This window comes from Pectobacterium betavasculorum, assembly GCF_000749845.1.
Lineage (GTDB): Bacteria > Pseudomonadota > Gammaproteobacteria > Enterobacterales > Enterobacteriaceae > Pectobacterium > Pectobacterium betavasculorum.
Genome location: NZ_JQHM01000009.1, coordinates 31,958 through 46,146, shown reverse-complemented (window position 1 = coordinate 46,146; position 14,189 = coordinate 31,958). Strand labels below are relative to the sequence as shown.

11 protein-coding genes and 4 pseudogenes are annotated in these 14,189 nt (G+C 49.6%); 9 read left to right on the top strand and 6 right to left on the bottom strand.

What is annotated here, in order from left to right; translation table 11 throughout:
- Positions 1 to 10 precede the first annotated feature (10 nt).
- The 6 genes from speE to nrdF all read left to right on the top strand — a co-directional run bounded on the left by speE (position 11) and on the right by nrdF (position 6,005).
- Positions 11 to 874, top strand: coding sequence for a polyamine aminopropyltransferase (gene speE, locus KP22_RS15790; RefSeq protein WP_039307150.1), 864 nt, complete (start codon positions 11 to 13; stop codon positions 872 to 874).
- Between the two features lie 44 nt (positions 875 to 918).
- Positions 919 to 1,713, top strand: a complete 795-nt coding sequence (speD, locus tag KP22_RS15785) for an adenosylmethionine decarboxylase (protein WP_039325154.1) — start codon at positions 919 to 921, stop codon at positions 1,711 to 1,713.
- Positions 1,714 to 2,216: 503 nt separating this feature from the next.
- Positions 2,217 to 2,456, top strand: a complete 240-nt coding sequence (gene nrdH / locus KP22_RS15780) for a glutaredoxin-like protein NrdH (RefSeq protein WP_011094848.1) — start codon at positions 2,217 to 2,219, stop codon at positions 2,454 to 2,456.
- A gap of 10 nt (positions 2,457 to 2,466) precedes the next feature.
- A complete protein-coding gene (gene nrdI, locus KP22_RS15775) occupies positions 2,467 to 2,874 on the top strand; it encodes a class Ib ribonucleoside-diphosphate reductase assembly flavoprotein NrdI (protein WP_010280810.1) in 408 nt (135 codons plus the stop codon).
- Positions 2,871 to 5,018, top strand: coding sequence for a class 1b ribonucleoside-diphosphate reductase subunit alpha (nrdE, locus tag KP22_RS15770; RefSeq protein ID WP_039307146.1), 2,148 nt, complete (start codon positions 2,871 to 2,873; stop codon positions 5,016 to 5,018). The genes nrdI and nrdE overlap by 4 nt, the downstream gene beginning before the upstream one ends.
- A gap of 24 nt (positions 5,019 to 5,042) precedes the next feature.
- Complete coding sequence (gene nrdF / locus KP22_RS15765) at positions 5,043 to 6,005, top strand: class 1b ribonucleoside-diphosphate reductase subunit beta (RefSeq protein ID WP_039307144.1); 963 nt, start codon at positions 5,043 to 5,045, stop codon at positions 6,003 to 6,005.
- Positions 6,006 to 6,486: 481 nt separating this feature from the next.
- Here the strand turns inward: nrdF and KP22_RS15760 are convergent.
- Positions 6,487 to 7,073 (bottom strand): annotated as a pseudogene (locus tag KP22_RS15760) (integrase core domain-containing protein); the annotation flags it as partial.
- Positions 7,074 to 7,139: 66 nt separating this feature from the next.
- Here KP22_RS15760 and KP22_RS15755 point away from each other — a divergent pair.
- The gene (locus KP22_RS15755; RefSeq protein ID WP_052012545.1) at positions 7,140 to 7,640 is read left to right on the top strand and encodes a S24 family peptidase; all 501 of its coding nucleotides are present in this window, start codon (positions 7,140 to 7,142) and stop codon (positions 7,638 to 7,640) included.
- A gap of 148 nt (positions 7,641 to 7,788) precedes the next feature.
- On the opposite strand, the gene KP22_RS21925 is transcribed toward KP22_RS15755, so the two are convergent.
- The 3 genes and pseudogenes from KP22_RS21925 to KP22_RS22815 form a co-directional block, all read right to left on the bottom strand.
- Positions 7,789 to 8,295 carry an IS3 family transposase gene (locus KP22_RS21925; protein ID WP_081923421.1) on the bottom strand — a complete coding sequence of 169 codons (507 nt, stop codon included), beginning with the start codon at positions 8,293 to 8,295 and terminating at the stop codon, positions 7,789 to 7,791.
- A 74-nt stretch (positions 8,296 to 8,369) separates the two neighbouring features.
- Positions 8,370 to 9,878, bottom strand: coding sequence for a group II intron reverse transcriptase/maturase (gene ltrA, locus KP22_RS15750; protein ID WP_167333806.1), 1,509 nt, complete (start codon positions 9,876 to 9,878; stop codon positions 8,370 to 8,372).
- A 674-nt stretch (positions 9,879 to 10,552) separates the two neighbouring features.
- Positions 10,553 to 11,250 (bottom strand): annotated as a pseudogene (locus tag KP22_RS22815) (IS3 family transposase); the annotation flags it as partial.
- 69 nt (positions 11,251 to 11,319) lie between these two features.
- On the opposite strand from KP22_RS22815, the pseudogene KP22_RS15735 reads away from it, so the two are divergent.
- A pseudogene (locus tag KP22_RS15735) lies at positions 11,320 to 12,201 on the top strand (IS110 family RNA-guided transposase); the annotation flags it as partial.
- 16 nt (positions 12,202 to 12,217) lie between these two features.
- Positions 12,218 to 12,526: pseudogene (locus tag KP22_RS21910) on the top strand (integrase core domain-containing protein); the annotation flags it as partial.
- 140 nt (positions 12,527 to 12,666) lie between these two features.
- On the opposite strand, the gene KP22_RS15730 reads toward KP22_RS21910, so the two are convergent.
- Together KP22_RS15730 and KP22_RS15725 are read right to left on the bottom strand one after the other, a co-directional pair.
- Positions 12,667 to 13,272, bottom strand: coding sequence for a LysE family transporter (locus KP22_RS15730; RefSeq protein WP_039307135.1), 606 nt, complete (start codon positions 13,270 to 13,272; stop codon positions 12,667 to 12,669).
- 302 nt (positions 13,273 to 13,574) lie between these two features.
- The gene (locus KP22_RS15725) at positions 13,575 to 14,138 is read right to left on the bottom strand and encodes a GNAT family N-acetyltransferase (protein WP_197061585.1); all 564 of its coding nucleotides are present in this window, start codon (positions 14,136 to 14,138) and stop codon (positions 13,575 to 13,577) included.
- Between the last annotated feature and the right edge of the window lie 51 nt (positions 14,139 to 14,189).

Below are 14,189 nucleotides of genomic sequence, written 5' to 3'. Positions count from 1 at the left end.
AAGCCCTAACATGTCCCAGAAAGAAATTTGGTATGAAACCCTGCATGCCAACTTTGGCCAGTACTTTTCGGTTGATCGCGTGCTGTATCACGAAAAGACCGATCATCAAGATCTCATCATCTTTGAAAACGATGCATTAGGCCGTGTGATGGCACTTGACGGCGTGGTGCAAACCACCGAGCGCGATGAATTCATCTATCACGAAATGCTCACCCATGTCCCTCTTCTGTCACACGGTAACGCCAAACGCGTACTAATTATCGGTGGCGGCGATGGCGGCATGCTGCGGGAAGTCAGCCGACACCGCGGCGTCGAACAAATCACGATGGTGGAGATCGATGCTGGCGTGGTGGAATTCTGTCGCCAGTATTTGCCCAACCACAGCGCCGGTAGCTATGACGATCCGCGTTTTAAGCTGGTGATTGATGACGGCGTTAACTTCGTCAGACAGTGCAGCGAAAAGTTTGACGTCATTATTTCCGATTGCACCGACCCCATCGGCCCCGGCGAAAGCCTGTTCACCTCAGATTTCTATCAGGGTTGTGCCCGCTGTCTGAACGAAGGCGGGATCTTTGTCGCTCAGAATGGCGTGTGTTTCCTGCAACAGGATGAAGCCATCGGTAGCCATAAAAAACTCAGCCACTATTTCAAGGATGTCAGCTTTTATCAGGCAGCGATCCCGACGTATTACGGCGGCATTATGACGTTCGCCTGGGCCAGCAATAACCCTGCTCTGCGCCAGATAGAGGCCACCACGCTGCGCCAGCGTTTTGCGCAATCCGCTATCACCTGTCGCTATTACACGCCTGATGTTCACATCGGCAGCTTTGCCCTGCCACAGTATCTGCTGAGCGCGTTACAAAATGCGCAATAATCCATCACTTAGGGAATCACACAGCCACAAGGGGGTGACGTAAATTGCACAAGCTGAAGCTACACGGCTTTAACAACCTGACGAAAAGCCTGAGTTTTTGTATCTACGATATCTGTTACACCAAAACGGCTGACGATCGTGACGGTTACATCGCCTATATCGACGAACAATATAACGCTAACCGTTTAACAGAAATCCTCACTGAAACCTGCTCAATTATCGGTGCCAACGTCCTTAACATCGCGCGTCAGGACTATGATCCACAAGGTGCCAGCGTGACCATTCTGGTCAGTGAAGAACCCATCGATCCACGTGACGTGGATACCTCAGAACATCCTGGTCCGCTGCCCTATTCCGTCGTTGCCCATCTGGATAAAAGCCATATCTGCGTTCATACCTATCCGGAAAGTCACCCGGAAGGCGGACTTTGTACCTTCCGTGCAGATATTGAAGTCTCTACCTGTGGCGTCATTTCGCCGCTGAAGGCGCTGAATTACCTCATCCACCAGCTTGAATCCGATATTGTTACCATCGACTATCGCGTGCGGGGATTTACCCGTGATGTTAATGGAATAAAGCATTTCATCGATCATCAGATCAATTCGGTTCAGAACTTCATGTCCGAGGATATGAAATCGCTCTATCACATGATGGACGTGAACGTGTATCAGGAAAATATCTTCCATACCAAGATGTTATTGAAAGACTTCGACCTGAAACACTACCTGTTCAACGTCAGTCCAGAAGAGCTCAGCGTTGCTGAACGGAAAAGAATTACCGATCTGCTGTATCACGAAATGCAGGAAATCTATTACGGCAGAAATCTGCCCGTTCTGTAATCGACGGCCTCACCCCAGACGTTGGTAAACTTCTTTGCAGAACGAAAACGGTGGTAATGGAATAGAAGAGTAAAGCGTCCGCGCCAGGGATGGCGCGGCTCGAGCTTACAGGGAGGTACTTGCAGCGTCTTTACGATCTATCCATTACCACCGCTCGACGTACTTTGTCAGCAATCTTAGGCAACATTTCCATTTTCCCAACTCCCCTTTTCGTTTTTTCGCACACTATTTCGTCAAAAATGATACGTATCGCATTTATTTCTTTTTGCATTTTTTACTTGCATTCTCTCCCAACCTTGCCACATCTGGGTTCGCGTGAATTTGTATAAGGTCAACTAAAAATCATATATCTTGTGTGGTTGAAATTTTAAATGTACACATCTAGTATTCTTTGTGTAGCCCTCGCGTAACGGGTCGCTACCCAGTGGATCGGTTCGAGTGCACATGCACTAAAGATAGCCGCTCCGACATACTTCTTTCACGCCAAAGGGTAAATACGAATCATGCGTATTACTATTTTCACTAAGCCAGATTGTGTTCAATGCAACGCCACATGCCGTGCGCTGGATAAGCAAGGAATTAACTATCAACTGGTGGACTTAACTGAAGATGAACAGGCGTTACAGCAGGTAAGAGCGTTGGGCTATCAGCAGGTGCCCGTCGTGATGACGGCCAATGACCATTGGAGCGGCTTCCGCCCAGATAAGATCAGTACTCTGAACGCCGCCCTGCAATTGCAGTAAGGGGGGGAATATGAACCCGCTGGTTTATTTCTCCAGCCAGTCGGAAAACACGCATCGCTTCATTTCCAGGGTTGGTTTACCCGCCCTGAGAATACCGATTGCGACAGAACAGCCTGCATTGAAAGTTGATCGCCCCTATATTCTGGTTGTCCCTAGCTACGGCGGAGGCAGCACGAAAGGGGCTGTGCCGCGTCAGGTCATCATCTTTCTCAACGATCCGCACAATCGCGCTTACCTGCGCGGCGTGATTGCCGCAGGCAATACCAATTTCGGTGCAGCGTACTGCATCGCCGGTGACATCATCGCGCAGAAATGTCAGGTGCCCTACCTGTACCGCTTTGAATTGCTCGGCACGGCAGAAGACGTTGCAAATGTGCGTAAGGGAGTAACTGAATTTTGGCAACAACAGACCACGTGAGTGCAAAGGCAACCAAGGCCGACGCGGATGCTCACTCGCTCGATTACCATGCGCTAAACGCGATGCTGAACCTCTACGACGCGGAGGGAAATATCCAGTTCGAGATGGATAAGCTCGCGGCACGCCGTTATTTCCTACAGCATGTGAACCAGAACACCGTGTTTTTCCACAATCTGGAAGAAAAACTGCGTTATCTGGTTGAAGAAGGCTACTACGAAGCAGAAGTGTTGGATCAATACCGCTTCGATTTCATCAAGAGCCTTTTCCAGCAGGCTTACGCTCACAAATTTCGCTTTCAAACCTTTCTGGGGGCGTTCAAATACTACACTGGCTATACGCTCAAAACCTTTGATGGCAACCGCTATCTGGAACGCTATGAAGACCGTGTCTGCCTCGTAGCGCTGGCCCTCGCTAAAGGAGACACAGCACTGGCTAGCGCGTTGGTTGACGAGATCATCAGCGGGCGCTTCCAGCCGGCCACGCCGACGTTCCTCAACTGCGGTAAAAAGCAGCGCGGTGAATTGGTCTCCTGCTTCCTACTGCGTATTGAAGACAATATGGAGTCGATTGGTCGAGCGATTAACTCCGCGCTTCAGCTATCAAAACGCGGTGGCGGCGTAGCCTTCATGCTCAGCAACATCCGCGAAACCGGCGCACCAATCAAACGTATCGAAAATCAGTCATCCGGCATTATTCCTATCATGAAAATGCTGGAAGACGCCTTCTCCTACGCTAACCAGCTTGGCGCGCGTCAGGGCGCCGGCGCGGTGTACCTCAACGCACATCACCCAGATATTCTGCGTTTTCTGGATACCAAGCGGGAAAATGCCGATGAGAAAATCCGTATCAAGACGCTGTCTTTGGGTGTAGTCATCCCCGATATCACGTTCCAACTCGCCAAGAATAATCAGGTGATGTACCTATTCTCACCTTATGATGTCGAGCAGGTTTACGGAGTTCCGCTGTCAGAAATTAGCGTGACCGAAAAATACCACGAGATGGTCAACGACAAACGCATCCGTAAATCCCAAATCAAGGCTCGTGAGTTCTTCCAGATTCTCGCCGAAATCCAGTTCGAATCTGGCTATCCCTACATGATGTTTGAGGATACGGTGAATCGTGCGAATCCGATTCACGGCCGCATCAATATGAGCAACCTGTGCTCTGAGATTTTGCAGGTCAATGACGCGAGCCTGTACGACGACGATCTCGGCTATCGCCACATTGGCAAAGACATTTCCTGCAACCTCGGCTCGATGAATATCGCCAACGCAATGTCATCGCCCGATTTCGGTCAGACGGTTGAAATGGCGATCCGTGCGCTGACCGCCGTTTCCGACATGAGCCACATCAGTTCTGTGCCATCTATCGAAAAAGGTAACGACGAATCACACGCCATTGGCTTAGGCCAGATGAATCTGCACGGCTACCTGGCGAAAGAGCGTATTTTTTACGGCACAGAAGAAGCTGTCGATTTCACCAATATCTATTTCTACACCGTCGCTTTCCACGCGATTCGGGCATCGAATGCGCTAGCGATAGAGCGAAATCAGCGATTCTCAGGTTTCGAACTCTCCAAATACGCCACGGGCGAGTATTTTGATAAATACATCGAACAGCAGTGGGAGCCAACAACAGCTCGCGCACGTGAACTATTTGAACAGGCTGGCATCCACATTCCCAATCAGCAGGATTGGGCAGCGCTGCGCGAATCCGTCATTGCACACGGTATCTATAACCAAAACTTGCAGGCTGTTCCGCCGACTGGTTCGATTTCGTATATCAACCACTCGACGTCCAGCATCCATCCGATTGTGTCACGCATCGAAATTCGTAAAGAGGGCAAGATAGGTCGCGTCTACTACCCTGCCCCTTATATGAACAACGACAACCTGGAGTATTACCAGGATGCCTATGAAATCGGGCCGCAGAAGATCATCGATACCTACGCCGCCGCAACGCAGCATGTCGATCAGGGGCTGTCGCTGACGCTATTTTTCCGCGATACCGCCACCACGCGTGACATCAATAAAGCGCAGATCTACGCCTGGACTAAAGGCATTAAAACTATTTATTACATTCGCATACGGCAGATGGCGCTGGAAGGCACCGAAGTTCAGGGCTGTGTGTCCTGTGCGCTGTAAGCCATCGCGGAAGGAAATCGAAACATGACCGCACTCACTCGCGTCCAGGCGATTAACTGGAACAAAATTGAAGACGACAAGGATTTGGAAGTCTGGAATCGGCTAACGTCTAATTTCTGGTTACCAGAAAAGGTGCCGCTCTCGAACGATATTCCGTCGTGGAGCACGCTGAATACCCGCGAACGTCAGTTGACGATTCGTGTGTTCACCGGTCTGACGCTACTGGACACCATCCAAAATACGCTGGGCGCACCAACGTTAATGCCCGATGCAGTAACGCCGCATGAAGAAGCCGTGCTGTCTAACATCAGCTTTATGGAAGCCGTGCACGCTCGCTCGTACAGCTCCATTTTCTCAACGCTGTGCCTGACCAGCGAAGTGGACGATGCCTATCGCTGGAGCGAAGAGAACCCGGCGTTACAGAAAAAGTCCGACATTATTCTGTCGCACTATCGCAGTGACGATCCATTGATGAAGAAAGTCGCCAGCGTGTTTCTGGAGTCGTTCCTGTTCTACTCTGGATTCTACCTGCCGATGTACTGGTCAAGCCGCGCCAAACTAACCAACACGGCGGATTTGATCAGGCTTATCATTCGTGACGAAGCCGTACACGGCTACTATATTGGCTACAAATTCCAGAGAGCACTTGCAAAGGCCGATCCCGCTCGCCAGCAGCAGGTAAAAAACTTCGCTTACGACCTGCTACAGGATTTGTACGACAACGAAGTGCTGTATACGCAGGAACTCTATGACGGCGTGGGTTGGACAGAAGATGTGAAGAAATTCCTTCACTACAACGCCAACAAAGCACTGATGAACTTGGGCTATGAAGCGTTATTTCCCGCCAACATGACGGATGTGAACCCAGCGATTCTCTCAGCGCTATCGCCAAATGCCGATGAGAATCACGACTTCTTTTCTGGCTCTGGCTCGTCTTATGTGATCGGCAAAGCTGTCAATACCGAAGACGAAGATTGGGATTTCTAAAAAAACGGCCACCGCGTTCTAGGTGGCCATTTTTTCTATAAGCTATTTTCTACCGCTTTTTTATAAGGGCTAGAAATGAAAAAACCCTGAATCATTGCTGATTCAGGGTCTTCAATAAGTGGCGGAACGGACGGAAATCTACCTTATCATCCATCTATGTGATAAATAAGAAAATCCATCACCATTCGTCATCGCTGTGATCCGTATTATAGGCCATTTTGAATGGCGTCAGCAAGCACGATTCTCGCGTCATCGTGCTAAACGAGCGATTTTTAGGCGGCACGTGACAATTCACACGTATTGAAGCACTAAGTCGCTACAGATGACATCACAAGACCGTTCCATCTGCCATATTCTTTTCCTCAGTATATGGAACAAATGTAGCCCCTTTCCAAACTACCACTTACACCAATCTGCTCAAAAAAACACACATTAATGATTCGTTCTATATAAAGGAAGAAAAAACTATGTGGATTTGACCCTATATTTCCAGACACCTGTTATCACTTAACCCATTACCGTACGCCGCCGCAGATATTCCCGTGGCGAGCGATAACCCAGCGCACTATGCGGATGCCATTCGTTATAGTGCTCGAACGCATCTGCAAGGTTCTTTACTGCCGTTAACCCGTCGGGTTTGGGCATGATACTGATGTAGTCACGCTTCATCGTTTTGACGAAGCTCTCTGCTATTCCGTTACTCTCAGGGCTCCGCACCGCTGTGTTTTTCGGTTCAAGTCCCACCATCCGGGCGAACTGGCGTGTTTCATACGCCCGGTAGCATGAACCGTTATCCGTCAGCCACTCCACCGGTGTTGCCGGAAGGCCGCTGCCGAAGCGACACTCCACGGCTCCCAGCATGACGTCCTGTACAGTTTCGCTGTCGAAGCCACCCGTGCTGGCTGCCCAGTGAAGCGCTTCACGATCGCAGCAGTCCAGCGCGAACGTGACACGCAGTTTTTCGCCGTTATCACAGCGGAACTCGAACCCGTCAGAGCACCACCGCTGGTTGCTTTCCTTCACGGCCACTCTGCCGATATGTGCCCGTTTCGATGGTGGTATGGCGGGTTAAGGGAGCCAGCAGCAAGCTACATATTGCGTTTAGCGGAAAGCCTATCAACAAGTGCTCATTGGTTGATTACTGGTAATGCTTTAGGCGAGTCTGGCACGTCTCACAAAGCAGCATCTGACGTGCTAGGGAATAACGTCGATATCGGAGAATTTGTTTTCATACCACGTTATGACGTGAGAGCTGCGGCGGGTCATGGCGCATTGAATGAAACAGAAACACCAAAGTTTTCTATGGCGTTCCGTAAATACTGGATAAAAAACTTTCTCAACACAGATCCACATCATCTATTCGTAATCACTGTAGACGGCTCATCACTAGAAGGAACACTGAATGATGGCGATAACATCCTCGTGAATGGCGCTGACACAGACCCTAAAGAGGGAATTTACGTGCTGCGCGTAGATGGTCATCTGCTGGTTAAGTTAGTTCAGCGCGTTCCTGGTGGGCTGTTGAAGGTATCAAGCACAAATACAGCGTATGAGCCGTTTACGGTGGATATGAACAATCAGCCAGAGGATTTCGCAATCATTGGCCGCGTCGTGTGGTTTGGCAGAACAATTTAATAGTGGTTTAAATGCCGATTAAACAGGATCAATCGGCGCTCGAAACTGTGCAGTTTTAAATACAAAAAAGTCGACTTTTGCTCATTTTACCCAGAGCTATGCAAAATCTCTGAAATCCCACGGAAGCCGCGCCATTCAAGGCGTCGCGCTATCCCAGACTCTCCCCCTTAGCTATGCAGAAATGATCACTCCCCCACAACTGCTCTTCATATTTACAGGGTGATAACCCACCATTATGGCGATGAGGGCGTATCGTGTTGTAATAACCGTGTATCCATTCGCTAATATCCCGTGCCGCATGAAGGATATCGGCATATCCCCTCGCCGGCAGCCATTCGCTTTTCAGGCTACGGAACACCCTTTCCATCGGCGAGTTATCCAGGCAGTTTCCCCGGCGGCTCATGCTCTGCATTACGCCATGTCGCCACAGCAACCGCCGGTATTTCCTGCTTGCGTACTGCCCTCCCTGGTCCGAATGAAACAGCAGACGACGCTTTATCGACCGCGTTTCCAGCGCATTACGCATCGCACGGCATACCAGCGCTGCATCCGGAGAGGATGACATCGCGCTACCCACTATCCGTCGAGAATAGAGGTCAATCACCAGCGCCAGGTAAACCCAGCCTCCGTTCACCCTTAGTAGAGTAAGAGACAGGGCGTAGTCGAACTATTTCCCTGTCTCTCCTCCCCGAACCGGACGTGCACCTTTCAACGCATCCGGATCTCCGTCTAAACGCTGGCAAATGCCATTGCCACTTCTGGATAACGTGATGTATATGTGTTTCTGACTTCCGTCCTCAGATAAGGGTTACCCTCGGGCAGACGCCAGCGGAACGACTTCTTACCTTGCCCGACCATCCGATACAGGATCTCACCCGCAAGATTGCCGTGACTGGTTCTGCCAAATAACACCCATGTCTTACTCTGACCGGGGGCTGGCGGTTTGCACCAGTGACGCAGCAGGGGGTTGATGCCGGTTCGGTATTTTCGGGCCAGCCAGTGAGCAAGCTTCCAGAACACGACACGATCAATATAACTGAATACTTTGGCCTTAAAATCAACGAACTGATAGAACGTCGCCCAGCCTTTCAGTTTCCGGTTGAGTTGACCAACCATATCGATTTTGTTTTCACTGTAATTGCCTGATAACAATGTAGTCAGAGACGCCGCGAAGTTTCTGGATTTATCCCGTGGGATTGTCGTGACCACCCGCATATCGCCATAGCGACTGCGCTTGCGGATGATACTGTGCCCCAGAAAGACAAATCCGTCATTGACATGGGTGATTCTGGTCTTGTCCATGTTCAGCCTCAGTTTCAGGCTGTCTTCAAGTACGCGCCGGCATTCTTCCCTGATGGCCTCCGCCTGTGCTTTACTGCCTTTGACGATGAGGACAAAGTCGTCCGCATACCGACAGTAGGCTACGGCCGGTTTCCATTGCCATTTATCTCTAACCGCCGTACTTCGACCCCTCTGGATACTATTATTCCAGTACCAGCGGTTCTTCCGAGCTTTTCCGCTCAGGTAGTGTTCATGCAGGTATTGATCGAACTCGTTGAGCATGACGTTCGACAATAGTGGCGACAGTACGCCGCCCTGCGGTACTCCCTCACTCGCAGCCCGGAAGAGTCCGGCATCAACATGTCCCGATTTGATGATTTTCCACAGCAGAGCCATAAAGCGTGGATCCCTGATCCTGCGGCGTACCGCTTTCATCAGCAGTCGATGATGTACCGTGTCAAAGTAGCTGGACAGGTCACCCTCTATCACCCAGCGCCCCCGTGTTTCTCCGCAATCGGTAAGCTGCAACTTTACCGTACGGATCGCATGATGAACACTGCGCTCAGGCCGAAAGCCATATGAGAGCGTATGAAAGTCATTCTCCCAGATAGGCTCCATAGCCATCAACATAGCCCGCTGAACGATTCGATCCCGCAGAGCGGGAATGCCCAACGGCCGCTGTTTTCCATTGCTTTTGGGGATGTAAACCCGTCTGGCTGGCAGAGGCTGGTACTGCCCCAACAGAAGTTCTTCCCTGAGCTTGCACAGCTCAGTAGCCAGCCCGGCCTGTAGCTTTGCTTTGTTCACATCATCAATACCGGGGGTATGAGCCCCCTTTGAGGCCAGCGTGATCCGCGCAGCTTCGGCCAGCCATGCGGATTGTGTTATCAGACGCAGCAGCCGTTCAAACCGTCGGGACGGATCGGTTGCTGCCCATGTGGCAAGCTTGCGTTGCATTTCGCTGATTATCAAAGGTCTTCACCTCATTAGGTCAGTTAATTCACGTCGCAAACACCTTTAAACTGCTTCCCTTCGCCATGTAATGGGCTTTCCCCATCGCGGACTACTACGGAAGCTCCGCCAGTCAGTGCGTCCTCGGGGCCATGCCCCCTTAACACCCATCACTGACCTTCCCCGGTTCACCTGCCTGGACTCAGACATACTGAGGAGGCTGCCCGTCGCACTCTTTATCCTTGCTTGCCGCAAGTTGGCAGGGAGCAGCAGTTCGGACTGTGAAAAAAAAACTGCTGACCCGATATTCAGCTTACATGTCTGATTATCTTTGTCCGGTAACAGCTATTTATCGTTGCCGGTTCCCCCTGCATGACCTGTCAGATCACGTAGGTCATGGTGACGTTTCAACCCACAGAGGCGGATTAACGGGTTCATGTTCTTCAACCTTTCAGTACTCAACCTTGAGGATCATCTCGGCTTAGTGATCTCGCCTCAATCCCCGTTGTCAGCGGGTTACATCACCCTGCAGGCATGCCGCAGGTCACTGCCGCTCAGGTTCTCCACCGTCACACCCGGTGGGCTTGTTGGGCTTCTCGTCATGAGTTACCGCTTCAATATTCCAGACAGACTCGTGGTTCATTTGAGCATCCATGCCGGCCCTGAACTCCGGGCACACTATAGCTGATATCGCCGCTCCACACCCGATTCGGCTCTGATGGCATAAAGCGCCTTTTCAGCAGATTGGGGGAGGCCGGTGAGGCCTCCTTCATTCCACGATAACGGTGCTTTCCGGGCTGGCAACTCACCAGTCCGCACTCCCGCATCAGCCTGCGGGCCAGCCAGCGCCCCACCTCATAACCCGACTGGCGCATCAGCAGGCTCAGCGTTCTGCTGCCGGCTGAACCCCGGCTCTGCCGGTGCAGTTCCCGTATGCGCCTTCTCAGATGAAGCCGGGTTATATTCACCTGCGGCTTTAGCGAGGCATAGTAAACACGGCGTGTTATTTTCAGTAAACGGCAAAGTTCCGCCACCGGCCATTTTGCTTTCAGCCGTGTGATTATCGCACAGATTTGACGGGGATTTCGCTCATCAACACGGCCGCCTGCTTTAGTATCTCTTTTTCCATCTCCAGGCGTTTAATCTGCTTCCTGAGCGACTGAATTTCGCGCTGTTCCGGCGTCAGGGCCGGGTTGTCCGGTGTCACCCCGCTCATTTCAGCCTTGTACTGACGAATCCATTTACGCAACTGGCCGGGGTCCAGCTCCAGCGCGCGGGCAACCTCCGCAGCAGACTGTTGATATTTGACAACCTGCTCAATGGCTTCCAGTTTGAATTCGGGAGAAAAACGGCGTTTGGTTTGTTTTGGTTGAACCATTATTAGTTACCTCAGTTTTCTGTTGTTACATTAACAGGCTATTGAGGTGTCCGGAATTACTGATCCACTACAGGCACCTACGGCTCAGGACTGCTGCGTTATTTACTCAAAGCCGGAGTAGAAGTGCTTGAGGTAACGACACCAGACCGCATGGAGCGGCATAAGCGTGGTAAAAGCGACACGATTGATGCAGAGTGCGCTGCTCATGCCGCCTTCTCGAGAATACGGACAGTCACACCAAAAAGACGTGATGGCATGATTGAGTCTCTGCGGGTGCTAAAAACCTGCCGAAAAACAGCGATATCTGCCCGTAGAGTCGCTCTCCAGATTATTCATTCCAATATTATCTCTGCGCCAGATGAATTGCGTGAACAGCTCAGAAATATGACGCGCATGCAGCTTATCAGAACACTGGGATCCTGGAGGCCAGATGCCAGTGAATACCGCAATGTTACGAACGTTTATCGCATTGCATTAAAATCCCTGGCCCGACGCTATCTCGAGTTAAATGACGAAATCGCTGATCTGGATGTCCTGATTGCGGCAATTGTCGACGAGCTGGCGCCTGAGCTGATTAAACGTAATGCTATTGGATACGAAAGTGCTTCGCAGTTACTGATCACTGCCGGAGACAATCCGCAACGACTCAGTTCTGAATCAGGATTCGCAGCACTGTGTGGTGTCAGCCCTGTACCTGTCTCTTCGGGAAAAACGAACCGTTACCGACTTAACCGGGGCGGAGATCGTGCTGCAAATAGTGCACTCCATATCATCGCCATTGGTCGATTACGAACTGACGCAAAAACTAAGGAATATGTCGCCCGGCGAGTAGCCGAAGGGCATACAAAAATGGAAGCAATACGGTGCCTGAAACGATATATCTCACGCGAAGTTTATACATTACTACGAAATCAAAACAGGCAGATCGACAGCATCCCGGTAACGGCTTGACTCTTAGAAGGGCGTCCAAGGAAGCCAGTATACAGGCTTGAAATATCAACAAATTCTCTGGCGTTACAGAATAAAGCAAAGCGTCAGTCGACGGGGAAACTGCTGGGATAACAGCCCCATGGAACGCTTCTTCCGCAGTCTGAAAACAGAATGGGTGCCAACGAATGGTTACGCAGGCAAGGACGAGGCCCGGCGACAAATCAGCGGTTATATATTGAATTACTACAATAGCGTCAGGCTTCACCATTACAACGGAGGGCTGACGCCGGAAGAATCAGAGAACAGATACCGTTTTTACTGTAAAACCGTGGCCAATATTACTTGACCACTACACTTACAGCATGGTTCACTGAAGCCGGCATGGGGAGGTGCCCATTTCATTAATATGGACACACTCATCTATTATGAGTTTTTCATTCTTTTGCTAAAATAGCATCGTATCCTTTCAAATTGCTTGACAAATTTTTAATTTTTTGAAAAAGCATTGTATAATATCGAAATGGAAAAAGAGAATAATATAACAGAAGCCAAACGATAAAATAATGCCGCTTTGATTGTTCCCAGCCCCCCCTCTCTCTGATAAACGAAATGACCAACCCCGCACCAGATAAGAGAAACTGGTATCAATGCTGCAAAGAAAACCAGCATAGCAAAAGGATAAACATGAGCGCTACAAAATGCTTCCTGAGGAAATATATAGGTTGCTAACACAAACGCTTTGGGATTAAATAAAGTTGCAAAGAGAATATTGGACGATTTTATCCTAGCAGAATCAATATTTACCAATTGAAACTTCCATATTTTTTGCGATAAGAATAATATATAAGCAGCACTTACAATTTTTATAATTATGATTAACTCCGGCATTTGTGCCGACAAAGTGAATACCATACACCCCCAAAAACTGATAGCAACTAAATAACCAATGAGTTCAGCCACTATCAGCTTCTGTGTTTTGATAAACCCTATCGTTGCGCCAGAGAATAACAATAAAGTATTAGTCGGGCCGGGCATTAACAGCAAGGTTCCCGACATGATAATAACATTAATAATTTGTTCGTAAGATAACATAGCATTCCTTTGTTTATACTTGATTCACAAAGTAAAAGCGAGCGTTCCCCGCAGCAGTTCGCTGATAAAATGCACTGCCATACTCGATTTTAGACACCCTATATACCCCAAATAATTCGAGTTGCAGGAAGGCGGCAACGCAGCGAATCCCCAAGAGCTTACTCCAGTAAGTGACTGGGGTGAGCGAGGAAAGCAAACACACCTGCAACTTGAAGTATGAAGGGTATATAAAAAATAAATATTTCAGCAGTGTACAGATACACCGCTGAATGGCTATAATGAAAATGAATTTTATTATGGTACTATTCAACCGCAGTGCGATTACACCATTCCTCATGTTTAATTCGATAAAGACAATGACGCGCCAGCTTATCACCAGGCGGTAACTTCGGATGTTCGAAATATTCGCCTGTATTTTTCATACCTGACTTAATCATTACACGCTGAGATGGCTCATTAACCAAAGCGGTGAAGGAATAGATTTCCTGTGCATCCAGATCTTCAAAAGCATATTGGATCGCTCGCTTCGCCCCTTCTGTGGCATATCCCTTTCCCCAGTGAGTAGCGAGAAGACGCCAGCCGACTTCAATCATTGGTGCATGTGGGATACCGCTATCTGCATCAACCGCACTAAGCCCGATAAAACCGATGAATTCGCCACTCTCTTTCACTTCCACCGCCCAGAATCCCCAGCCTTGTTCGGCGATTTTGTTTTTCAGCTTTTCGGCCTGCTCGATACTCTGTTCCGCGGATAACAGTGTGGGAAAATAACGCATGACTTCTGGATCAGATGTCAGTCTGGTATAAACAGGATAGTCTTTATCCCGCCACTGTCGCAAAATTAATCGTTCAGTTTCCAGTATCATTAAAATTTATCTCTTTTTTCTGGCAGCTTCATGCTGCGTTCTTACTCTTCA